At 68.3% G+C, this 22143-nt stretch carries 17 protein-coding genes; 4 read left to right on the forward strand and 13 right to left on the reverse strand.

All coding sequences use genetic code 11. The features are described 5' to 3' along the window. Positions 1-8: 8 nt before the first annotated feature. On the reverse strand, positions 9-1169 hold the full coding sequence (gene sucC, locus HUA75_RS34905; protein ID WP_141645899.1) for an ADP-forming succinate--CoA ligase subunit beta: 1161 nt from the start codon (positions 1167-1169) through the stop codon (positions 9-11). A 321-nt stretch (positions 1170-1490) separates the two neighbouring features. On the opposite strand from sucC, the gene HUA75_RS34910 reads away from it, so the two are divergent. Further along, positions 1491-2573, forward strand: a complete 1083-nt coding sequence (locus HUA75_RS34910) for a S41 family peptidase (protein ID WP_174488833.1) — start codon at positions 1491-1493, stop codon at positions 2571-2573. A gap of 160 nt (positions 2574-2733) precedes the next feature. Here HUA75_RS34910 and sdhB read toward each other — a convergent pair whose 3' ends face one another. The 5 genes from sdhB to HUA75_RS34935 form a co-directional block, all read right to left on the reverse strand. Further along, positions 2734-3540: a succinate dehydrogenase iron-sulfur subunit gene (gene sdhB / locus HUA75_RS34915; protein ID WP_141645897.1), complete on the reverse strand. Its 807-nt coding sequence runs from the start codon at positions 3538-3540 to the stop codon at positions 2734-2736. 80 nt (positions 3541-3620) lie between these two features. Continuing rightward, on the reverse strand, positions 3621-5498 hold the full coding sequence (sdhA, locus tag HUA75_RS34920) for a succinate dehydrogenase flavoprotein subunit (RefSeq protein ID WP_174488834.1): 1878 nt from the start codon (positions 5496-5498) through the stop codon (positions 3621-3623). 222 nt (positions 5499-5720) lie between these two features. Beyond that, positions 5721-6665, reverse strand: a complete 945-nt coding sequence (mdh, locus tag HUA75_RS34925) for a malate dehydrogenase (RefSeq protein ID WP_141645896.1) — start codon at positions 6663-6665, stop codon at positions 5721-5723. 32 nt (positions 6666-6697) lie between these two features. Then, positions 6698-7996, reverse strand: a complete 1299-nt coding sequence (gene icd, locus HUA75_RS34930) for an NADP-dependent isocitrate dehydrogenase (RefSeq protein WP_141645895.1) — start codon at positions 7994-7996, stop codon at positions 6698-6700. Positions 7997-8179: 183 nt separating this feature from the next. Further along, positions 8180-8743 carry a sensor histidine kinase gene (locus HUA75_RS34935; protein WP_141645894.1) on the reverse strand — a complete coding sequence of 188 codons (564 nt, stop codon included), beginning with the start codon at positions 8741-8743 and terminating at the stop codon, positions 8180-8182. Between the two features lie 396 nt (positions 8744-9139). Here HUA75_RS34935 and HUA75_RS34940 point away from each other — a divergent pair, with 396 nt between their 5' ends. Together HUA75_RS34940 and HUA75_RS34945 are read left to right on the forward strand one after the other, a co-directional pair. Further along, positions 9140-11284: a hypothetical protein gene (locus tag HUA75_RS34940; protein WP_174462103.1), complete on the forward strand. Its 2145-nt coding sequence runs from the start codon at positions 9140-9142 to the stop codon at positions 11282-11284. A 20-nt stretch (positions 11285-11304) separates the two neighbouring features. Then, positions 11305-12054 (forward strand): hypothetical protein, encoded by a 750-nt coding sequence (locus tag HUA75_RS34945; protein ID WP_141645892.1) that lies wholly within the window; start codon positions 11305-11307, stop codon positions 12052-12054. A 97-nt stretch (positions 12055-12151) separates the two neighbouring features. Here HUA75_RS34945 and HUA75_RS34950 read toward each other — a convergent pair whose 3' ends face one another. Then, positions 12152-13819: a bifunctional 3-(3-hydroxy-phenyl)propionate/3-hydroxycinnamic acid hydroxylase gene (locus HUA75_RS34950; RefSeq protein WP_217442641.1), complete on the reverse strand. Its 1668-nt coding sequence runs from the start codon at positions 13817-13819 to the stop codon at positions 12152-12154. A 364-nt stretch (positions 13820-14183) separates the two neighbouring features. Between HUA75_RS34950 and HUA75_RS34955 the strand changes: the two genes are divergently transcribed. Beyond that, positions 14184-14396, forward strand: coding sequence for a hypothetical protein (locus HUA75_RS34955; RefSeq protein WP_141645890.1), 213 nt, complete (start codon positions 14184-14186; stop codon positions 14394-14396). Positions 14397-14666: 270 nt separating this feature from the next. On the opposite strand, the gene menE is transcribed toward HUA75_RS34955, so the two are convergent. Genes menE through HUA75_RS34985 form a run of 6 tightly spaced genes read right to left on the reverse strand, consistent with a single transcriptional unit; the run spans position 14667 to position 22110 of the window. After that, positions 14667-16109, reverse strand: a complete 1443-nt coding sequence (gene menE, locus HUA75_RS34960; protein WP_174488835.1) for an o-succinylbenzoate--CoA ligase — start codon at positions 16107-16109, stop codon at positions 14667-14669. Further along, positions 16106-17266, reverse strand: coding sequence for a mandelate racemase/muconate lactonizing enzyme family protein (locus HUA75_RS34965; protein WP_174488836.1), 1161 nt, complete (start codon positions 17264-17266; stop codon positions 16106-16108). The genes menE and HUA75_RS34965 overlap by 4 nt, the downstream gene beginning before the upstream one ends. 9 nt (positions 17267-17275) lie before the next feature. Continuing rightward, positions 17276-18199, reverse strand: a complete 924-nt coding sequence (locus HUA75_RS34970) for a 1,4-dihydroxy-2-naphthoate polyprenyltransferase (RefSeq protein ID WP_371746260.1) — start codon at positions 18197-18199, stop codon at positions 17276-17278. Then, positions 18196-19056, reverse strand: coding sequence for a 2-succinyl-6-hydroxy-2,4-cyclohexadiene-1-carboxylate synthase (menH, locus tag HUA75_RS34975; RefSeq protein ID WP_174488837.1), 861 nt, complete (start codon positions 19054-19056; stop codon positions 18196-18198). The genes HUA75_RS34970 and menH overlap by 4 nt, the downstream gene beginning before the upstream one ends. Further along, the gene (menD, locus tag HUA75_RS34980) at positions 19047-20816 is read right to left on the reverse strand and encodes a 2-succinyl-5-enolpyruvyl-6-hydroxy-3-cyclohexene-1-carboxylic-acid synthase (RefSeq protein WP_174466568.1); all 1770 of its coding nucleotides are present in this window, start codon (positions 20814-20816) and stop codon (positions 19047-19049) included. Before menD ends, menH begins: the two co-directional genes overlap by 10 nt. Continuing rightward, positions 20800-22110, reverse strand: a complete 1311-nt coding sequence (locus tag HUA75_RS34985) for an isochorismate synthase MenF (RefSeq protein ID WP_174488838.1) — start codon at positions 22108-22110, stop codon at positions 20800-20802. The genes menD and HUA75_RS34985 overlap by 17 nt, the downstream gene beginning before the upstream one ends. Positions 22111-22143 lie beyond the last annotated feature (33 nt).

The raw sequence follows: 22143 nt of genomic DNA on the forward strand, positions 1-22143 counted from the left end.
CGCGCGGACTACTTCAGCGCGGCGACGGCCTTCTCGGCCGCCTGACGCAGGTTGTCCGCCGGGGTGATGGCGAGGCCGGAGTTGCGCAGCAGTTCCTTGCCCTGCTCCACGTTGGTGCCTTCCAGGCGAACGATGAGCGGGACCTTGAGCTGCACTTCCTTCGCCGCGGCGATGATGCCGTCCGCGATGACATCGCACTTCATGATGCCGCCGAAGATGTTGACCAGCACCGCCTTCACCGCGGGGTCGGCCAGGATGAGCTTGAAGGCCGCCGTCACCTTCTCCTTGCTCGCGCCGCCGCCCACGTCCAGGAAGTTGGCCGGCGAGCCGCCCACCAGCTTGATGGTGTCCATGGTGGCCATGGCCAGGCCCGCGCCGTTCACCATGCAGCCGATGTTGCCCTCGAGCGCGATGTAGGCCAGATCCCACTCCTTGGCCTGCGTCTCACGCGCGTCCTCTTCCGCCAGGTCCCGGTACGCCAGCAGGTCCTTGTGGCGGTAGATGGCGTTCTCGTCGAACGTCACCTTCGCGTCCAGCGCCACCACGCCGCCATCCTTCAGGATGACCAGCGGGTTGATCTCCACCAGGGACGCATCCGTCTCGATGAACATCCGGTAGAGCGCGGTGCAGAACTGGGCGAACTTGTTCACCGTGGGGCCGGACAGGCCCAGCCCGAAGGCCAGATTGCGGCCCTGGAAGTCCAGGAAGCCCACCGCCGGGTCCACCGTCTCGCGGAGGATCTTCTCGGGGTGCTTCTCCGCCACTTCTTCAATCTCCACGCCGCCCTCGCGGGACGCCATGAAGGTGACGCGGCTGGTGACGCGGTCCAGCGTCACACCCAGGTACAGCTCCTGGCCGATGGCGAGACCTTCTTCGATGTAGACCTTGTGGACCTTCGTGCCTTCCGGCCCGGTCTGGATGGTCTTCAGCATCATGCCAAGCATCTGCTTGGCGAGTTCCTTCGCCTCGGCGGGGCTCTTGGCCAGCTTCACGCCGCCGCCCTTGCCTCGGCCACCGGCATGGATCTGGGCCTTCACCACGACGACCGGCGTGGCCAGCTCCTTGGCAGCGGCCTCCGCGTCATTCGGCGAGAGGGCGAGAATTCCCTTCGGCGTGGGCACACCGTACTTCCGGAAGATTTCCTTGCCCTGGTACTCGTGGATCTTCATCGAGGCTCCATGTGGAGACGAGGGGGACGACCCCTTACAGGCGTCAGCGCGTGGCCCTCATTGCGCAGAAACCGACGGATGGCAAGGCCGTTTGACCCGGCACACACCGCGGTGCGGCAGGCTGTGGACAGCTGATAACCAGGAATGTCCGGGTAGATGAGGACGCCTTCACCGCGTCCGAACTCCGAGCAACGGAGCAACAAGGCCCGAGCACGCACGAAGCCCCACGACCAGGGAGCCAGGCCCGGGGACGGTATGACCCGGGTCGCCACGCGTTCCGTGTCGCAGCCGTGACGTGTTCCCTCCAGGAGCCTTCGCCCCATGTGCTTGCGCCCGTGGCACCTCGTCGCCGTGGCACTGCTCGCGTCCCCTGCCCTTGCGTCCGCGCCCGCGAAGCCGCCGGTGCTCAACGCCACGGAGCGCACGCGGATCATCGAGGCGGTGCTCGTGCAGGTCCGCGCGAGGCATCACTCTCCGGAGCTGGGAGAGCTGGCGCACCGACTGCTGCGCGCGAGATTGAAGCGCGGGGACTATGACGCCATCACCGACCCGGAGCGGTTCGCGGAGGTCCTCACCGTGCACCTCGAGCAAGCCGGACAGGACGCGCACTTCGTGGTCATCCACAGCGCGAGGCCCGTGCCGACGAACGTTCCCCTTCCCTGGGAGCCCGCACCGGCGCACATCGAAGCGTGGCGCGCCGAGCGCGAGGCGATTCACGCGCGGCAGGCGCGGTTCGACGCGCGGGGCATCACTCGGGTGGAGCGGTTGGAAGGCAATGTCGGCTACCTTCGACTCTCCCGCTTCCCCGACGAGAAGCTCGCGCGTGATGCCACGGCGGCGGCGATGACCCTGCTGTCCTCCACGGACGCGCTCATCGTGGATCTGCGTGGCAATGGCGGCGGCGATTCCAGCCTGGTGGCCCACTACCTCGCATGGCTCTTGCCCGCGCCCGTCCGCGTGCGTGACACGGTGTGGAGAGGCCGGGAGACGACCTCGCTCCACACTCCGACCGAACCCCTGGCGGGACGATACGGAGACAAGGAGGTCTACCTCCTCACGGACAAGGACACGTTCTCCTCGGCGGAGTTGTTCGCGTATGACCTCCAGGCGCGCAAGCGCGCGCGGGTGATCGGTGAGAAGACGCGCGGCGGTGCCAACACGGGCGTGGTGCTTCCCGTGGACGAACACTTCCTCGTCGGTGTCCCCATGGGACGCACCGTCCACGCCGTGACTCGGGCGAACTGGGAAGGCACCGGGGTGACTCCAGACGTGGCCGTGCCTGCTTCGGAGGCGGTGCGCACGGCGTACGCCGCCGCGCTCGACACCCTCGTGAAGCAGGCCACGGAGCCCGAGCAACTCGCAGAGCTCCAGTCCGCGAGGAAGAGCCTCGACCCGCCACGCTGAGCCCGAGCAACTCACGGAGCTTCGCACCGCCCGAAAACCGCGGACCGCCACGCGAAGCACGCACCGCTCCATGCCATTCGCATCAACGGCAACGGCCCCATGCCGTGTCCCAGGGACACACGCATGAGGCCGCTTGGCCTTCACGGGAACAACAGCCCCGTCACCCCGGACCGCTGTGACCCTTCTTCTCCTCTTCCTGCGAGAAGAGGTCCTTGATGACCAGCTTGGTCACCTGACGGTTCATCATCGCGATGGAGGTGGTGAGCGGAATCTCCTTCGGGCAGACCTTCACGCAGTTCTGCGCCTTGCCGCAGTCCTGCACGCCGCCGGGCCCCATGAGCGAGCGCACGCGCTCCTCGGAGTTCAACTTGCCCGTCGGGTTCATGTTGAACAGGCGAGCCTGGCTGATGGCCGCCGCGCCGACGAAGTCGTTGTCCATGGTCACCTGGGGGCACGCCTCCAGGCAGCTTCCACACGTAATGCACGTGGAGAGCACGTACATCGTCGACTGGTCCACCGGCGACTGGCGCGGGCCCGGCCCCAGGTTGTGGGTACCGTCCGTGGGAATCCAGCCCTTCACCCGCTTGAGCGCCTCGAACATCCGGCTGCGGTCCACGGCCAGGTCCCGGACCACGGGGAACTTGCTCATGGGCTCCAGGGTGATCGGCTGCTCCAGCTTGTCGATGAGCGCCGAGCACGCCATGCGCACCCGCCCATTGATGTTGATGGCACAGCTGCCGCAAACCTCTTCGAGACACGCGGCGTCCCACACCACGGGAGGCACGCGCTTGCCCTCCACGGTGACGGGGTTGCGCTGGATCTCCATCAGGCACGAGATGACGTTGGCGCCCTTGCGATAGGGAACCTTGAACTCCTCGTAGCGGCCCGGCTGGTCCGGAGCGTCCTGCCGCCAGATTCGGAAGGAGATGGATTGGGTGCTGACGGCGCCTGCCTGTGCGGTGTCCATGTGGCTCGACCCTTCACTTCCAAGTCAGTTACGGGGACCCGCGCTCTCACGCGGGCCCACCCAGAAAGTTCCCCGGTGCCTTACGCGTACCAGCGCGGCTCGGGCTTCAGCACCGGCGTCGGGACGTCCTCATAGGAGATGTTCGGCCCCTCTTCCGCGTACTTCGCGATGGTCGTCTTCGCCCACCTGTCATGGCGCGCCTGCCACAGCGCCATCCACGAGGGATCGTCGTTGGGGTCCTTCGTCTTCGGCTCGGGCAGCGAGAAGTCCGGCTTGTAGTGCGCGCCACGGCTCTCGTCGCGCAAGAGCGCGCTGGTGGCGATGACCTCGCCCAGCTCCAGCATGTTCCAGAGCTGGTTGGTGTACGACAACGACCGGTTGGACGAGTTGCCCGTGTCCAGGACGTTGACGTTCTTCCAACGGCTCTTCAGCTCGCGGATCTTGTCCACCGTCTTCTTCAGCCGGTCGTTGTAGCGGACGACGGTGCAGTTCTCCGTCATCACGTCGCCCAGCTCCTGGCTCAGACCGTAGGGATTCTCCGCGCCGGCCATCTTCTTGATGGTCCCGAACCGGTCCTCCCAGTAGCGCTTCGCATCCTGGAAGTACTTCTCCGGCATGGCCGCCGCGCTCGTCGTGTTGCTCTTGGCGAAGGACGCCATGGCCGGGCCGCCGCTCATCCCCGAGTAGATGCAGGAGAGCAGCGAGTTGGCGCCCAGGCGGTTGCCACCGTGGAACGCGTAGTCCGCCTCGCCCGCGGCGTAGAGACCCGGGATGTTGGTGGACTGGTTCTTCGGGCTGCCTTCCAGCGGCGTCAGCGTCTTCGAGTCCGCCTCGAACTGCACGTACAGGCCGCCCATCGAGTAGTGCATGCCCGGGAAGATGACCATCGGCGTGACGCGCGGGTCGTCACCGACGAACTTCTCGTAGATCTCCATGACGCCCTTGATCTTGGCGTCCAGCGTCTTGGCCGGGATATGCGTCACATCCAGGTACACGCCGTCCCTGCCCCCGATGCCCATGCCCAGGTCGCGGCAGACGATGAAGATCTCCCGCGTGGCCACATCGCGGGGGACCAGGTTCTTGTACTTGGGGTACTTCTCCTCGAGGAAGTACCAGCGCTCGCTCTCCGGGATGTCCCGGGGGCCGCGCGTGTCGCCCTTCTTCCGAGGCACCCAGACGCGGCCACCCTCGCCGCGCACCGACTCGCTCATCAGGCGCAGCTTGTCCTCGCCCGGAATCGAAGTCGGATGCACCTGGATGAACTCACCGTTCGCGTAGATGGCGCCCTCCATGTAGGCGCGACCCGCGGCGGTGCCGGTGTTGATGATGGAGTTGGTGGAGCGACCGAACACGATGCCAGGGCCGCCCGTGGCCAGGCACACGGCCTCCGCCGGGAAGGTGCGGATCTCCATGGTGCGAAGGTCCACGGCCACGCTGCCGATGCAGCGGCCCCCCTCGTCCTTCACCGTGCCGAGCCACTCCCAGTACTCGTACTTGGTGACCTTGCCCTCGGCCTCATAGCGGCGGACCTGCTCGTCCAGCGCGTAGAGCAGCTGCTGGCCCGTCGTCGCGCCGGCGAAGGCGGTGCGGTGGTGCAGCGTGCCGCCGAAGCGGCGGAAGTCCAGCAGGCCTTCCGGCGTGCGGTTGAACGTCACGCCCATGCGGTCCAGCAGGTAGATGATGCCGGGGGCCGCGTAGCACATACCCTTCACGGAGATCTGCTCGGCCAGGAAGTCGCCGCCGCGCAGCGTGTCCTTGACGTGGATCTCCGGGCTGTCGCCCTCGCCCTTGGTGTTCACCGCGCCGTTGATGCCACCCTGGGCGCAGACCGAGTGCGAGCGCTTCACCGGGACGAGCGAGAGCACATCCACCTGGTGGCCCGCCTCCGCGAGCTTGATCGTCGTCATCAGCCCGGCGAGACCGCCGCCCACCACTGTGAACCGCGCTGCTGCTGCCATCATCGTCTCCTTGACTGCCGGGACATCGGACACGCCTGCCGTCAGCCGGCTCGCCGTTTCGGCGCGCCACGCTCCGGACATCCCCGTGCGAGTTCTACAGGCTAGTTAACTTGGCGGAACCGCGCCGCAACGGCGGCGTCGAAAACGATAAGCCCGCGTCATCCGCGGCATCAGGCGCGAAGCCCGCCGACTGCTTCCGGCGGGCTCCACGACTGGAACGGACTACAGCTTGACGGAGTCGACCGTCTTCTTCACCGACTGGAAGGACTTCGCCAGCTCGGCCTTCTCGGCCTCGTTGAGGTCCACGGTGATGATCTTCTCGATGCCGCCCGCGCCGATCTGGATGGGAGCGCCGAAGAAGTAGTCGCTGATGCCGTACTGGCCCTTCAGCAGCGCCGCGCCCGGCAGGATGCGCTTGCGGTCGAAGATGAAGCTCTCCGCCATGGCGATGGAGGAAGCCGCGGGCCCGAAGTAGGCGCTGCCCGTCTTGTACAGGCCGACCAGCTCCGCGCCGCCCTCGCGGGTGCGCTTGACGATGGCGTCCAGCTTGTCCTTCGCGATGAGCTCCGTGAGGGGCACGCCGCCCACGGTGCTGTGACGCACCAGGGGCACCATGTCGTCGCCGTGGCCGCCGAGCACCAGCGCCTCCACGTCACGGATGGAGCAACCGAGGGCCTCCGCCACGAAGCACTTGAAGCGGCTGGTATCCAGCACGCCCGCCATGCCCACCACCATGTTGTCCGGCAGCTCCGCGATCTTGTGGAGCGCGAACACCATCGCGTCCAGCGGGTTCGCCACGTTGATGACGAACGCGCCCGGGGCGTGCTGCTTGATGTTGGCAGCCACGTCCTTCATGATCTTGAGGTTGATCTCGAGCAGATCCTCGCGGCTCATGCCCGGCTTGCGGGGCATGCCGGCCGTGATGATGATCACGTCCGAGCCAGCGACGTCCTTCCAGTCCGTGGTGCCGGTGACGCGACAGTCGTAGCCGTCCACCGCCGCGAGCTGGTTGATGTCCAGCGCCTTGCCCTTGACCAGACCTTCGGCCACCGGGATGTCGTACAGGAACACGTCACCCAGCGACTTCTGCACCGCCAGCAGCGCGAGGTTGCCGCCGATCTGCCCGCCGCCGATGAGGCCAATCTTCTTCTTGCGATTCTGAGCCATGGATTCGCCGTCTCCCATTCCCCGTGAGGGGACTACATGTGCTTGATGATGGCCTGACCGAACTCGGAGCACTTCACCTCGTTCACGCCAGACTGCCCTTCCTGCTTCATCAGGCGGGCGAAGTCGTAGGTCACCGTCTTGGCGGCGATGGCGCGGTCCATGCCCTGGATCATCAGGTCCGCGGCCTCGTGCCAGCCCAGGTGCCGGAACATCATCTCACCGGAGAGGATGACGGAGCCGGGGTTCACCTTGTCCTGGTCCGCGTACTTGGGCGCCGTGCCGTGCGTCGCCTCGAAGACGGCGTGGCCGGTGACGTAGTTGATGTTGCCGCCCGGGGCGATGCCGATGCCGCCCACCTGGGCCGCGAGCGCGTCCGACAGGTAGTCGCCGTTGAGGTTCAGCGTGGCGATGACGTCGAACTCGTCGGGACGCGTGAGCACCTGCTGCAGGGTGATGTCCGCGATGGAGTCCTTGATGATGATCTTCCCGGCGGCGACGGCGGCCTTCTGCTCCGCGTTGGCCGCGTCCTCACCCTTGGCGGCCTTCGTCACTTCCCACTGGTCCCAGGTGTAGACCTTGTCACCGAACTCCCGGGCGGCCAGCTCGTAGCCCCACTTGCGGAAGGCGCCCTCGGTGAACTTCATGATGTTGCCCTTGTGGACCAGCGTCACGCTCTTGCGCTTGTGGTCCACCGCGTACTGGATGGCCGCGCGGATGAGCCGGTCGCTGCCCTCATGGGACACCGGCTTCAGGCCGATGCCGACATCGGAGGGGAAGCGGATCTTCCCGAACTCCTTCGGGAACTCCTGCTTCAGCAGGGCCAGGAACTTGTCCGCCGCCGGGGTGCCGGCCTCGAACTCGATGCCCGTGTAGATGTCCTCCGTGTTCTCACGGAAGATGGTCATGTCCACCTTGTCCGGCGTCTTCACCGGGCTGGGCACGCCCTTGAAGTAGCGTACGGGACGCAGGCAGACGTACAGGTCCAGCATCTGGCGCAGCGCGACGTTCAGCGAGCGGATGCCGCCGCCCACCGGCGTCGTCAACGGGCCCTTGATGCCGACCAGATAGGTGCGGAAGGCTTCGACGGTCTCATCCGGCAGCCAGTTGTTGACCGCCTTGAAGGACTTCTCGCCGGCGAGCACCTCGTACCAGGCGATCTTCTTCTTGCCCTTGTAGGCCTTCTCCACCGCGGCGTCGAAGACGGCCTGGGAGGCGCGCCAGATGTCGCGGCCAGTGCCGTCGCCCTCGATGTAAGGGATGATCGGGTGATCCGGGACGGACAGCTTGCCGTTCTGGAGGGTGATCTTCTCGCCGGACGACGGGGGCGCCATGGACGTACTCCTGGAAGGTGTGGCCGTGTAAGAATTGGCGCGGGATAGTCGAGAACCCGCCCCCCTCCCGTCAAGGAGTTTGGCCACCCCTCCAGGTTGCAGGACTTATCGGACCCAGCGGCGCGGCACGAGAGGACCAACCTCCCGCACGCCCCCGAGCGCTCGATGTCCTCGCCGGCCGGACTACCAGCAGGCCAGGCCCGGCGCGGGCAGCTCCACCGTCACGGTGAGCCCCGACTCCGCACCGCGCACCACATCCAAGGTGCCGCCCACGGACTCCACCAGCTCCCGGGCGCGCGCCAGCCGCCGGTGCGTGGGCCCCACCAACATGGGCGACAGGAAGACGGCCCGGAGCTCCCGCTCGGAGAGGTGCGCATCCGGCGTCACCACCTGGAAGCGAGGCCCCTCGTCTCCAAAGTCATCGGGTGGATCCAATGACACGCGAACCCCGCTTTCCCCGGCGAGGTCGGCGGCGTGGGCCAGCAACAACAACAACACCTGCCGTGTACGTCGCAGCCCCGTGCGGGCCAGCACGGCTTCATCCGGAAGTTCCAGGTTCACCGCGATGCCGTGGATTCTTCGCGCGGCTTCCAGCAATTCCATGGATTCACGCATGAGCGCCGCCACATCCACCTGGTGGAAGTCTGGCCCCTCCACCGACTCCAGACGAGGGGCGCGCGCAGGGTGTCCGACACCGTCCCCTGCTTCACCCGAAGTCCTGCCCACCCAATCCCGTGCCGCGCTCATCGCTCACCTCATCTGGTTGGCGTGCCGGAGGGAGTTTACTGGAGCAATCCGACTCGCTCCATTTCACTACGAGAAAGCACTCAGAGCGTGGTTGACTGGTGACATTACAGTTGAGCGACATCTTGGCGGTGGCGTTGTCGGGTGCTGGGCATACAGTTCGTGAAACTTGGAGAAATGACCTGTCACGGTTGACCCAGTGACCTAGATTCCCGCCTTGACGAAAACAGCAAGGCTGCACAAATTCGATTTGACTGTTCCTGCCGACTCCGTATGATACGGACCCATAGCGAAATGCCGCCCACCGCAGCACCGCTGGAGCAGGGAGGAACTGTTGTGCTTGCAACTTCGCCATCCGCATCAGGCGTTCCTCACTACCGGAGAAGGGGGCTCCTGGACATGGAAGGGGGAAACCCGCTCTCCGACCGGCGGACGGTCGAGTTCGATAGCCGAGACGCATTCATCAATGTGATTCCGCTGCCGCCAGCGGAAGCCGCGCTGGATGACTCGGGCTACTCGCTGCATGGCCGGGGGCCGAACGCCATCACCTGCTCGCTGGGTTCGCTGGAAGGAACCATTGGCGAGGTGACGCGGTTGAGCCCCACGGTGGTCTGGGTGATGCCTCGCGGCCCCGTGAATCACGCCGAGGCGCCCACCCTGCCCGTCTTCCTCAAGGGTCTTGGCGTCACGATTGGTCCGCTGGTGGGCGCGTTCATCCGCACCGACTCCGAGACGGCGAGCGCGCCCGTGGGCCTGCAGCTCGTGGGAGTCACCGTGGAGCAGGGCCGGCAGATTCTCTCGATGCTCGCGGATGCCCTGCGCAACGGCGTGGCGGAGCCCGCCGCTTCCGCGATGCCGATGCAGGACATCATCGAGCAGCCGGAGCGCATCCGCTCCATCCTCACCGCCATCTGCGCCTCCGGTAACAAGGGCGTGCTGCGACGGATGGGCCGCTCGGTGCGCATGGTGCTGGAGCGCTTCAACTCGGCGACGGCCCAGTTGGAGTGGCGCACGGAGGAGGCGGTCGCCGAGTGGGGCGAGGCGCCCTACGACGTGGACGTCATCGGCTACAACAGCGCGTACCGCATGCGGCTGGACGCGGGCGGCATGGACGGAGATCGGCTCTTCACGCCGATGCCCGCGCGCATCTCCCGCATCCGTCATCGCTGGCACCGCCGGGTCCCCGCCCCCACGGGCGCGAGCGTGCGCTTCCACCACCCGCTCTGGCGCGAGCTGGGCGAGCTGACGCGCGACGCGGTGGACCTGTCCTTCTCCGGCCTGTGCATCCGCTGCAAGCCGGAGGACTTGATGTTCCCCGGCCTGCTGCCGCCCCACATCGAGCTGGAGACGGGCGCGGGCCAGACGCTGACGTTGCGCGGAGAGATCCGCTACGTCACCAGCCCCCGCGCGGATGGCCACGTGCTGTGCGGCCTGAGCGTGCAGCCCTACTCCGTGGACGAGGCGCGCTGGGTGCGCTTCGTGTCGCAGACGACGTCCCCCGCGACTCGCACCAGCGAGGACATGGAGGACGGGCTGTGGGATTTGTTCACCCGCTCCGGCTTCTTCAGCCTGGCGGGCAAGTCCACCGAGGAGTTCGAGGAGTTGCGGCTGGCCTTCCGCGGCATGGCGAAGCGCGGCGCGGAGATTCCGCAGCTGTTCTGCCAGGCGGTGTGGCCGTCCGAGCGCGGGCCCGAGGCGACGCTGTCCTTCATGAAGCCCTACCGCCACGCGTGGATGGGGCATCAGGTCGCCAAGCGCCCCGGCAAGCCGCCGCCGAGCGTGCAGGAGCCGGGGCAGATCATGCGCGACCTGTACGTGCGCACGTTCGAGCACCCGCAGAGCGACCCGGACTTTCGCTGGGTGGTGGCCTACGTGGAGGCCCTCAACCCGTGGATTGCCAAGGCGCACGTGCGCTACGCCGAGCGGCAGATGGAGACGGGCCAGGGCCTGGCCTTCACCCGCAAGGTCCACATGCTGGACGTGCTCACCCACGAGCAGACGGGCCGCAGCCACGAGGGCATCCAGGTGGGGCTCGCCACGCCGCAAGAGCTGACGCTGCTGGCGGACTCCATCGCTCGCACGCGCCCGGCCTGCTACGTGGAAGCGCTGGACTTCACGCGGGAGCGCATCGACATGCGCCCGGTGCAGGCGCGCTGGAAGGAATTCGGTCTCGAGCGTGAGCGAGAGATCCTGGTCGCGCGGCGGGGCGGCGTGCCCGTGGCGGCGACGGTGCTGGAGCTGGGTCAGCGGGGCACGAACCTGTACTGCCTGCTGGACATGGCCCGCCTGTTCTCACTGACCGAAGAAGGACCGTCCACCTATGTCGCCCTGGTGGACGCCGCGCGCCGTTGGTACGCAGCGCGCCGCCGCACCTCGTTCCACTTCCTGTGTGAGGACGAGGGGGGGGATTACGTGCAGGAGGCCGGCATCCACGGAGGGCCTGATCCATTCATGTGGATCATCTCCTCCAAGCTGATTCCCGACTTCCTCGAGCACATCAGTGAGCTGACCATCGGGCGCCGTGGCGCCCACAACCCTCGCTAACACGCCCTAGAGGTTCAGACATGAGCAACAAGCAACTCGTGGAGCAGAAGTATGTTCCCCACGTGGTCGAGGTGCGCGAGCGCCTCAAGTCCTCCCCCGCGCTCCAGACGTTGCTGGATCCGAACGTGGACCCCGCGCTCGTGGAAGGCTTCCTCATCCAGCTCAACTCGCTGGGCGTGTACATGACGGAGCCGGTGGACGGATGGATCCGCCGCGCGGGCGAGGCCACCGTGAAGATGGGCCTCAAGGACGTGGGCGAGAAGCTCATCACCCACGCGAAGCACGAGGAAGGCCACCACCTGATGATGATCGAGGACACCAAGAGCCTCGTCGCCCGGTGGAACGCCAAGCGCGGTCCCCAGCTGGATGCGACGGCGCTGCTGAACCAGGTGCCCACGCAGGCCATGGTGGAGTACCGGAAGATCCACGAGGACACCATCGTCGGTCCCATGCCCGCCGCCCAGGTCGCGATCGAATATGAAATCGAGAACCTGTCGGTCGTCTTCGCGCCCGGGCTGATGGAGCAGGCCAAGCGCGTGTGTGGCGAGGACATCATGGAGGCGATGTCCTTCGTCAAGGAGCACGCGGAGATCGACGTGGGCCACACCGCCCTCAACGAGGTGATGCTCGGCAAGCTGCTGACCCAGGTGCCCGAGAAGGCCGAGGTCATCGGCAAGACGGGCGCCCTGGCGCTCGACATCTACCTGCGCTTCATGGGCGACTGCGTCGAGCGCGCCCAGGGCCTGCTCAAGCCCGCCGCCGCGGCCTGACGTCCCGTCGGGCGGAAAGTCCAGCCATGCCCGACTCCGGGGCGCCTGTGGCCATGTTCTGGCCCGGGCGCCCCGTCGACTTTTTCCACGCCCTCCCCTACCCGGCCCGACGAACCTCCGAGGCGCCACCCCGCGGACGGGGACGGATGAGACCTCGCAGCGCGCGACGAAGCCCGTCGAGGCGAGGCCCCGTGGCCGTGCCGAACACGTACCGGTCCGGACGCAGCACCACCACGTCCTTGTCGTGCCGTGAGAACCACGCGCCGAGCCGGCCTTCCGTGTCCACGAACGCGTCCGGAGGAGGCTCGCCGATGCGCTCCGCGGAGAGCACGGACCACGCCCGCGCGCCCAGCTCCGCCGCCAGCGTGCGCGCCTCGCGCTGCGTGTCCTGCGAGGCACCGGGCCGCGTCAGCACGACGAAGCCGTCGCCGAGCACGTGGTCCATCAACACCCGCTGCCCCTCCGTGGCTTCCACACGCGGCTGCGGGAAATAGGTGCCTTCAGGCGCGGCCTTCGCCCGCTGCGTGCCGAGGATGAAGCCCTTCTCCAGCGCGAATGCGGGCTTCACCTTGAACTGGCGAATGAACTCTCCGGTGACGGGCAGCCGGTAGAGCACCTGGATGAGCACGTTGCGCGCGCGCGCCAGCACCTGGCCTCCCGTCATCATCATCCGGCCCATCGCATCCGAGCTCTTGATGACCTCCGAGACGTGGCCACGCCGCTCGTGCTCGTACGTGTCCAGCAGCGAGTCATCCGCCGAGCCGTCCAGCACCCGCGCCAGCTTCCACGTCACGTTCGCCGCGTCGCGAAAGCCCGCGCACAGGCCCTGGCCCAGGAAGGGCGGCATCAGGTGCGCCGCGTCTCCGAGCAGGAAGGCGCGTCCCACCCGCCAGCGGTCCACGATCCGGCTGTGGTACGAGTGGACGTTGACCGAGCGAATCGTCACCGTCGCCGGGTCGACGTAGTGCGAGATGAGCGAGCGCACATGCTCGGGCTGGCGCACGGCCTCCAGGTCCGCGCCCGGGTCCACGATGATGTCGAAGCGCATCTCGTCCCGCGCCGTGCGCGCGATGAACCCCCGCCGGTTCGGGCCACACAGGTAGCTGGTGTAGTCGGGCTCTGGAGACGCCGTGCTCACGGTGATGGCCAGTGAGTGCTCCAGCGCGGTGGTGCCCTCCAGCTTCAGGTCCAGTTTGCGGCGGATGGTGCTGTGGGAGCCATCACAGGCCAGCAGGTAGCGCGCCCTCACCGTCACGGACTTCTCGGTGCCGCACTCGCGCACGCGCACGGTGATTCCCTCACCGTCCTGCACGAAGGACTCGACCTCGCGGCCCTGCCACAGCTCCACGTGCTCGAAGCGCGCCATGCCCCGGCGCAGCACCGCCTCCATGCGCGGCTGCTGGAAGAAGGCGCCGACGTAGTGGCCGAACGGCTGGTCCAGGTTCGCGAAGTCCACCTCCGCGAGCGAGCGCAGCCGGTCATCGAGGTAGCGCAGCGTGTGGCACGGATGGAAGCCCGGCCCCAACTCGCCCTCCAGCCCCGCGGACTGGAAGATGCGCTGCGCCTCGTCATCCACGCTGATGGCGCGGGACTGACCATGCGCGGACAGCTCCTTCTCCACCACCAGGGTCTTCACGCCTTGGAGCCCCAGCAGATTGGCTGCCATCGCTCCGACCGGTCCACATCCCACGATGATGACATCAACAGTTTCAGGAGCCACGTCCGCCCTCCGGGTGTCGTGCTTGTTGAGCTGCCTTTGATTCATCTCCCAGGCCAGGCCTTGGATTTATCAAGTGCCTCTTGATTCAAAGAACGCCTGGGGGAGGATTCCTTGCCTGCTTGAGATTCACCTCTCGGGCAGAATTTCCAATCACTCCCGGATGTTTTCCGTTTCAAGCGAGGGGTGCACCCTACCCGGCGGATTCCCGTCGTGGGCTCAAGTGGGTGCTCATTCCTCGTGAGCTTCAAGATTTGCGTCCGCATGAAATCGCAGTGTCGAGTAGCGACGGAGACCCTGTCGGGAAAGCAGCACAGACGTCGTGGGCAACGCGCGGCGTCGTGCTTTCGGGGATCGACGGATGCTTTGGTGGCGCTTCCCCCTCACGCGAAGTTCGCGAAGGAGCAGTCCGATGGAATGGCTCGAATTCTCCCGCTGGTCCCCCGAGGTGGAGCGACAGCTCGCGCAGCAGGCCGCGCGGCTGGGCGCGGCGGCGGCCCGTGGAGCCTCCCTGACCCGGCGGGTGCGCGTCAGCGCCACCGTGGCGGCGGCGTACCGGCTGAGCGCGATGCTGCGTGAGTATCCTCGCACCAATCCCTGGGGCCACCCGGTCTCGGAGTCCTGATTCGGGCCTGACGCTCGCCGGAAGTTTCCCGGCTTCCGGCGTCACGTCCCCACCAGGAGCCCCGGCCCCCTCGTCAAGGGTGAGCAAGTGAACGGTCCCTTCAAGGGGCCTCACGAAAGCTCCCATCCGAGGGAAGGGCTCTGGCGAAAGCGGTTTGTCTCACGATTGATTGACACATCAATCCACTCCCACCTCAGACTACCGGGTTCTCACCAGGACGCCCAGTGTCACGCGCCGAACTTCGGCGAAGGGGTGTGAAGAGCGCCGCGTTCAGTCCTCGGCGGCCTTGCGCAACGAGGAGCGCTCCAGCTTCCCCATGGCATTGCGTGGCAGGGCATCCACCCAGATGAACCGAGCGGGCAACTTGAAGCCCGCGAGCGATTGACGGCACCAGGCCTCCATCGCCTCCACCTCGGGACGCGACTGCCCCACGCGCAGCGAGAGGAAAGCCACGGGCACTTCGCCCCAGCGTGGGTCTGCCACGCCGACGACCGCGGCCTCCTGCACCGAGGGATGATTGGCGAGCACCGCCTCCACCTCGGCCGGGTAGATGTTCTCACCGCCCCGAACAATGAGGTCCGTGCGGCGCGACAGCACCGTGAGCCTGCCCCGTGCGTCGAGCACACCGAGGTCTTTCGTGCGCAGCCAGCCCTCTCGCAAGACTTCACGCGTGGCCTCGGGCCTGCGCCAATAGCCCGCCATCACCGTGGGCCCGCGCACCTCGATGTCCCCTTCCTGCCCGGGGCCTCGCACCTCGCCGCGCTCACCGACGATGCGAACCTCCATCCCCGGGAGCGGTGGACCCGCCGTCCGACCATCCGCTTCGGAGGGCCGCTCGGTCGTCACCTGCGAGCACGCCTCGGTGAGCCCGTACGTCTGGAGTGCGAGCAAGCCCACGGCGCGCGCCCGCTCCAGCAAGGGCACGGGCACCGGCCCTCCGCCAATCAGCGCCACCTTGAAAGTCTCAGGCACCCGTCGCCCAGCACGGACATCCAGCACCCGCTCCAGCGTGGTGGCGACGAGACTGACGTGAGACACCTTCTCCTCGTCGATGGCACGACTCGTGGTTTCCGCGTCGAAGCGCTCGTGCAGCACGAGACAGCCTCCCTCGTACGCCGTGCGCGTCAGCATCGCGAGGCCACCGACATGGAACAGCGGCAACGTCCCGAGCCAACGGGGCGCCGGGTGTTCTCCCAGGTTCGCCGCGGACCCGCGCGACGACGCCCGGAAGTTCCCCTCCGTCAGCACCGCGCCCTTGGGCCTTCCCGTCGTCCCACTGGTGAAGAGGACGACCCGAGGCTCGTGTTCTTCCAGCTCCACGCACGTGTCGGAAGAAGCCTCGGCCACGAAGGTCTCCAACACCTCCGCGCCGACAAGCCGCTCACGCAGTGTCCCCAGGGCGAGCGTCAAACCCGGCTCGACATCCTGGGCCAGGGGCTCCAACTCCACGCGGGTGAGGCGCGCATTGAGCGGCGCCAGCACGGCTCCGACACGGCCCAGTGCCCAGAAGAGGAACACACAGGCCGCGTGATTCGTCGCCAGCACACAGACGCGATGGCCCTTGCCAACTCCGCGAGCCTCCAGCGCGGCCACCCACCGACGCACCTCCGCATCCAGTGCGCCGTAGTTCCAGGAGCGCCCCGCGAAGGTGAGTGCCTCCGCGTCCGGTTGACGCGAGGCCCCTTCGCGAATGGGGCACCCGAACTTCGTCACACCACCACCCCGGCATCCAGGCCCAGTCCAGGCGACTCCGGAAGACGGATGCGCCCGTGCACGGGCTGGTACTCATGCATGGCGGGCTCATGCGCGAAGAGACGCCCCACCGCGAGCCCCGAGGCCAGCGACCCCGAAGGCAGCGCGGCCGCGAGGTGCGCGGCGCCCGCTCGGGCCACCACGCCGTCCAGCGAGCTCGTCACATATGCCTGCATTCCCAACCGCGCGGCCCGCATCGCCACCACGAGTCCGGGGAGCAGTCCACCCAACACCATCGGCTTGAGCACCACCGCGCCCACTGCCGGTCCACCGCCCAACAGCGGATCCACCGACAGCAGCGCACGCAGCGTCTCCGGTGAGCCGAGCGACTCGTCCGCCGCCACCATGCACGGCGCCCTTCGCTGCACACGCCACAGGGCCGACAGGTCTTCCGGCGGCGTTGGCTGCTCCACCAACTCCAGGCCGTACCAGCCCAGCTTGTCGAGCGCGCGCTTCGCGTCCGGTTCGGACCAACCGCCATTCGCGTCCAACCGCAGCTTCACGTCCGGCCCCACGGCCTCGCGCACCGCCTTCACGCGCTGCTCGTCCGCCTCCAGCGAACGCGTCGCCACCTTCAGCTTCAGCGTCCCGTAACCTTCGGCCACCGCACGCCGAGCCTCCTCCGCCAGTGCCTCCGGCGACTCCTCGCTCAGCAGCGCGTTCACCAGCACTTCGGGACGCGACTCCTCGGCCAGCAGCCAGCACAGCGGCACGCCCTGGCGCTTCGCGAGCAGGTCCAACAGGGCCAGCTCCAGCGCATGCTCAGCGGCGGGCACGGGGCCCGGCGGCGCGGGATGACGGGCCCGGACACGAACGCCCTCGCCGCGCGCCACCGTCGGCGGGAAGGGAGACAACGTGTCCTCGACCGCGCGCACCGAGTCGCCCAGGAGCTGGCCCTTCAGCGACGACAGCCACGCCCCCAGCACCTCGCCGCACACGGACAAGGACTCCGTGCCGAACTCCGGCAGCGGCATCGCCTCTCCGAGTCCCACATTCCCGTCCTCATCCTCGAGCCTCACGAGGAAGCCCTCGCGCGCGGAGTAGGAGCCTCGGGCCGTCTTCAAGGGCTGGAGCAGCTCCAACCGCAGCGGGGTCAGCGTCGCCTGAACAATACGCATGGACTCACATCATCGCAGGTACAGGCCCAGGCCGAACAGCACGCCGAAGAAGAGTTGGAAGCGCGCGGTCCCCCCCAACGCCGGGTTCAGCGCCGCCCCCTGCTCTCGCAGCACCCGCTTCAGTGGCGGCACCGCCAGGGGCAGGCTCAGGAACGACAGAAAGACCCAGGGTCCGGCGAGTCCCAGCACGAACATCGCGATGGGCGTGGCGAAGGCGGCCAGGAGCAGCAGCACGTACTCGGCCTTCCCCGCCGTCGTCCCCCAGCGCACCGCCAGCGTCCGCTTGCCCGCCTTCACGTCCGTGGTGACGTCCCGCAGGTTGTTGACGACGATGAGCATGGTGCCGCTCGCGCCCACCGGAATCGCCGCCCACCACGCCGCCGGATGCACCGTGCCGGCCTGAACGTAGAAGGTCCCCGTCACCGCGACGAGCCCGAAGAAGATGAAGACAAAGAGGTCGCCCAGGCCGTTGTAGCCCAGGGGAAACGGCCCACCCGTGTAGGCGTAGCCACAGAGGAGCGACGCGAGCCCGATGGCGACGATGGGCCAGCCGCCCACCGCGACCAGGTACGCCCCCACGGCCGTCGCCAGGGCGAAGCAGACCGCCGCGCCCACGAGCACCGTGCTCGGCGCGATGAGCCCGCTCTGCGTGACTCGCACCGGACCGAGTCGCTCGTGCGTGTCCGCGCCCTTCTTGAAGTCGTAGTAGTCGTTGATGAAGTTGGTGCCGATTTGGATGAGCACCGCGCCCAGGAGCGCCGCGAGGGCCGGGACGATGCGCCCCACTCCCAGGCCGAACGCGAGCGTCGTTCCCACCAGCACCGGCACCAGCGCCGCCGTCAGTGTCTTGGGACGAACCGCCAGCAACCACGTCTTCACGGTGGGCCGAGGCTTCGCCATCGCCACGGGGGCTCCAGCGACGGACGTACTCACGGATTCACCCTCCCTGAACTCGCCACCGGAGCAACGGCCTCGAACTGGGGCGCCTCGAACCAGGGCGTCTGGAGGAAGCCCAGCACCTCCCGGACGTAGTCCTCCGGTGCCTCCAGGTGCGGCGCGTGGCCGCAATCCGAGAAGGCATGTCGCCACACCACCGGAAGCTCCGTCGCCATCTTGCGCGCCGTCTGCGTGAACTTCTCGTCCCGCGCTCCCGTGAGCAGCAACGTGGGCAGTCGCTGGTGATGAAGCTCCGACCAGTAATCCGGTTGTACTCCAAGCCCCAGGCACTCGAGTGCGCCGGCGAGCCCCTCCACGGTGCAGCCTCGACGGTGCGCGCGCAGCGAGTCACGGCGCTCCTCGGGCATGGTGCGAAGGCTGTCGAACAGGGGCAGCGCTTCCCAGCGTTCCACGAAGGCGTCCACACCCCGGGCGCGGATGAACGCCGCGAGCTGCGCGTCCGCCTCGCGTCGCGCGGAACGCTCCTGACGTCGATGCAACCCCGGCGAGCCGCTCTCCATGATGAGCCGACCGAACCGGTCCGGCGCACGCACGGACGCGGCCAGGGCCACCCGCGCACCCTGCGAATATCCGAGCAAATCCACCGTGCCCGCGCCGAGCGAGTCCACCAGGGCCACCAGCGCGTCCACCGTCTCCAGGAAGCCGTCGCGGCCCTGTCGCTCGGGCAGCGGCGTGGTGCCATGCCCTGGCAGGTCCACCGCGATGGCTCGCACGGAGCGCCCCAGCAGCGGACGCAGTCCATTGAACGAGGCCCGGTTGCCGGTGAAGCCGTGCAGCAGCACGAGGGGCCGGGAGCCTTCTCCCCACGTCTCGTAGGCCAGTGTCACGCCCATGGTCCGTCTCCGAGTGCGGCGGCCATCCTCGCGAAGAGCTGCCGATGGTCATCCACGTTGGCGGCCCGGTCCACACGCACCTCCACGAGATGCAGGCCGCCTTCGAGCCCTTCACGCACCGCCGACCGCAACGCGGAGGGCGTCGTCGGCCGGTGCAGTCGCGCTCCGCCCAGCGCCGCCGCGTGCGACAGGTCCACGCCGTGCGGGGTGCCGAACAGCGTCTCGAACTCGTCCGGCTTCGCCGCCTGGGCGATGGGCAGGAACGAGAAGATGCCGCCGCCGTCGTTGTTCACGGCGACCACCGTCAGTGGCACCCGTGCGCGCGCGGCCGTGACGAAGGCCCCCACGTCGTGCAGCAGCGCCAGGTCACCCGTGAGCAGCACGGCGGGACGCGAGGCCGCCGCGGCCATGCCCAGCGCGCTGGAGATGATGCCGTCGATGCCATTCGCCCCACGGTTGGCCAGCACCCGCAGCGGCACGGGACCCGCCGGAGCGAAGGCATCCACGTCGCGAATGGGCATGCTGCTGGAGACGAACAACGGAGCCTCCGCGGGAAGCGCGGCCACCACCTCGCGGGCGATGCGCGGCTCGCTGAGCTGGTCGGGCCGCTCGGCGAAGGCGGCCTCGAGCGCGCCTCGCGCCAGTCGCTCCGCCGCGAGGAAGCCCTGCGCCCACCGTCCCGGGCCCCGGGTCTGTCCCTTCGCCAGCGCCGCGCAGGCCGCCACCGCCGAGCCTTCCACCACCGTCGACGCGCGATGCGTCGGGTCGAACAACGCGCCCCCATCACTGAAGAGGACGACGTCCGAGCCCGACGCCTCCACCCATTGCTGCGGCGACTTGGGCGTCAGCCCGCCACCGAAGCGCAACACCAGCTCCGGGCGGTGCGTCCGAGCAAAGGGCGCGTGGCGCAACAGCGCGTCGTAATACGAGAGCGTGAGCGGCCCACCGCCATAACGCGCCTGGGACGTCGCCTCGGCGAGCACGGGGTAGCCCGTGGCCTGGGACAGCGCGGAGATGGCGTCGGCGAACCCGTCCGCCTCGTCGCGAGGACCACAGACAATGACACCCCGCTCCGTCGCGGCGATGCGCTGACGCAGCGACTCCAGCACCGCGGCATCCGGCATCGGAGTAGGAGGCACGATTCGCGTGAGCGGCGCACCCACGCGGCCCGCCTTCGACAGCGCGGACAGGCGCTCCTCACCGAAGGCCTCCGTCACGGGCGCGAGCGGCTCGCGGAAGGGGACGTTGAGCTGCACGGCGCCCCGCGGCGCGCGCAGCGCGGTGGACACTGCCCGGGCGGCGGTCGCGCGCAGGTGGATCAGCGCCACGTCACTGGCCTCGGGGACGCCCACGTCCGTGAAGCTGCGCGCGTGCTCGCCATAGAAGCGGGCCTGGGGAACCGTCTGCGCCGCACCCCACCCCTGCAGCTCCAGCGGGCGGTCCGCCGTGAGTACGATCAGGGGCACCTGGGACAGCGAGGCCTCGATGACCGCGGGATAGAAATGCGCGCCCGCCGTGCCGCTCGTGGCCACGAGAATCACTGGTGCGCGTGACTGCTTCGCGAGCCCCAGCCCGAAGAACCCGGCGCTGCGCTCGTCGATGACGGACCAGGTGCGCAGGCCCTCCGCGCGAGCACACGCAATCGCCAGCGGCGAGGAGCGCGAGCCCGGGCACACCACCGCGTGCCGCGCGCCACCGCGAACCAACTCCTCCACGAGCGCGCGAGCCCACAGCAGGTTGAGATTACTGTCGCCCGACATCCCCGCCTCCCAACGCACGCAACACGGCCAGACTCTTCATCTCCGTCTCCCGCCACTCCGCCTCCGCGATGGAGCCGGCCACGATTCCGCAACCCACGAACAGCCGGGCCCGCGAGCCCCGCACCCGCGCCGAGCGCAACCCCACCATCAGGTGCGCACGCCCCGGCCCCACCCAACCCACCGGCCCCGCGTACCAGCCCCTGTCCAGTCCCTCGTGCTCCACCAGGAAGGACAGCGCTCGCTCGCGCGGAGTGCCACCCACCGCCGGCGTGGGATGCAACGCCCCCACCACCTGCGCGGCCGAGACACCCTCGCGAAGCTCCGCGCGAATGGCCGTGCGCAGGTGCACCACGTTCTTCAACGTCAACAACTGGGGCTCCGCGTCGGCTCGTACGTCGGCCGCAAGCCCCCGGAGCGTCGCGAGGATGTAGCGGACCACCGCCTCATGCTCGCGCACGTCCTTGTCCTGCCCCCGCAGCCCCTCGGCCTGATGTGGCGCGGCCGTCCCCGCGAGCGCCTCCGTCTCCAGCACCCGCCCCTCCACCCGACACAGCGTCTCCGGCGTCGCGCCCAGGAAGCACGTCCCGTCCGGCGCTCGAAACAAGAAGGTGGCACAGCGAGGGTTCTGCTCCCGCAGGCGCGCCAGCACGTCCACCACGTCGAAGGGCGCCGGCCCCTCCACGTCCACGGCGCGCGCCAGTACCACCTTCTGGAGCTGCCCCGAAGCAATGGCTTCCAGCGCACGCTCCACCCGCGCCTCGAACTCCGGACGCGACGAGGTCTGTGACAGGTCCACCGGACCGCCCCGCGCGTGTCGGTACGCCTCCGAGAAGCGCGCGCACACCCGCTCCAGCCGCGAGCGCACCGCGTCCTCGCCGCCACGTCCCTCGGGCGCGAAGGCCGCCACCGCCAGCCCGCTCCCGGTGCGCCACACCAGCACCTCCGGCAGCGTCCAGCGCGCCACGCCATGCGCCGCCCAGGCCTCATCCGGCAGGCCCGTCGCGCCGAAGCGAATCCCACCGAACCAGGGGCCCGGAAGAATGTCGGGAACCGCGCCCAGCCAGCGCAAGGACGTCGCGGCCAGGGTGGTGAGCACCGCGGGCACCTGCCCGGACTCAGCGGCCTCCACCACCGCCGCCTCGCCCCACCCCGCCGCCGCTTCTTGAGCCAGGGGCCGCTCCCAATACACCGTCGGAACGCCCAGCGAATCCGCTCCGGAGAGTGGATCCACCGCCGCCAGGGGCATCATTCCGGCCACCCAGCGCTGGCCCTCAACGGGATTGAGCGTCTTCATCAGCGGTCCTCATCCGCGACTGCCCTGAAATCA

Source organism: Myxococcus sp. CA040A (assembly GCF_013336725.1).
Lineage (GTDB): Bacteria > Myxococcota > Myxococcia > Myxococcales > Myxococcaceae > Myxococcus > Myxococcus llanfairpwllgwyngyllgogerychwyrndrobwllllantysiliogogogochensis.

Bases quoted from the DNA above. Each gene is read 5' to 3' on its own strand.
- sdhA (WP_174488834.1), bottom strand. From the start codon at position 5,498: ATGGCAGCAGCAGCGCGGTTCACAGTGGTGGGCGGCGGTCTCGCCGGG.
- HUA75_RS34935 (WP_141645894.1), bottom strand. From the start codon at position 8,743: ATGAGCGCGGCACGGGATTGGGTGGGCAGGACTTCGGGTGAAGCAGGG.
- HUA75_RS34955 (WP_141645890.1), top strand. From the start codon at position 14,184: ATGGAATGGCTCGAATTCTCCCGCTGGTCCCCCGAGGTGGAGCGACAG.
- HUA75_RS34940 (WP_174462103.1), top strand. From the start codon at position 9,140: ATGGAAGGGGGAAACCCGCTCTCCGACCGGCGGACGGTCGAGTTCGAT.
- menH (WP_174488837.1), bottom strand. From the start codon at position 19,056: ATGGGCGTGACACTGGCCTACGAGACGTGGGGAGAAGGCTCCCGGCCC.
- HUA75_RS34945 (WP_141645892.1), top strand. From the start codon at position 11,305: ATGAGCAACAAGCAACTCGTGGAGCAGAAGTATGTTCCCCACGTGGTC.
- sdhB (WP_141645897.1), bottom strand. From the start codon at position 3,540: ATGGACACCGCACAGGCAGGCGCCGTCAGCACCCAATCCATCTCCTTC.
- mdh (WP_141645896.1), bottom strand. From the start codon at position 6,665: ATGGCTCAGAATCGCAAGAAGAAGATTGGCCTCATCGGCGGCGGGCAG.
- HUA75_RS34965 (WP_174488836.1), bottom strand. From the start codon at position 17,266: ATGCGTATTGTTCAGGCGACGCTGACCCCGCTGCGGTTGGAGCTGCTC.
- HUA75_RS34910 (WP_174488833.1), top strand. From the start codon at position 1,491: ATGTGCTTGCGCCCGTGGCACCTCGTCGCCGTGGCACTGCTCGCGTCC.
- menD (WP_174466568.1), bottom strand. From the start codon at position 20,816: ATGTCGGGCGACAGTAATCTCAACCTGCTGTGGGCTCGCGCGCTCGTG.
- HUA75_RS34950 (WP_217442641.1), bottom strand. From the start codon at position 13,819: ATGAATCAAAGGCAGCTCAACAAGCACGACACCCGGAGGGCGGACGTG.
- HUA75_RS34985 (WP_174488838.1), bottom strand. From the start codon at position 22,110: ATGAAGACGCTCAATCCCGTTGAGGGCCAGCGCTGGGTGGCCGGAATG.
- sucC (WP_141645899.1), bottom strand. From the start codon at position 1,169: ATGAAGATCCACGAGTACCAGGGCAAGGAAATCTTCCGGAAGTACGGT.
- icd (WP_141645895.1), bottom strand. From the start codon at position 7,996: ATGGCGCCCCCGTCGTCCGGCGAGAAGATCACCCTCCAGAACGGCAAG.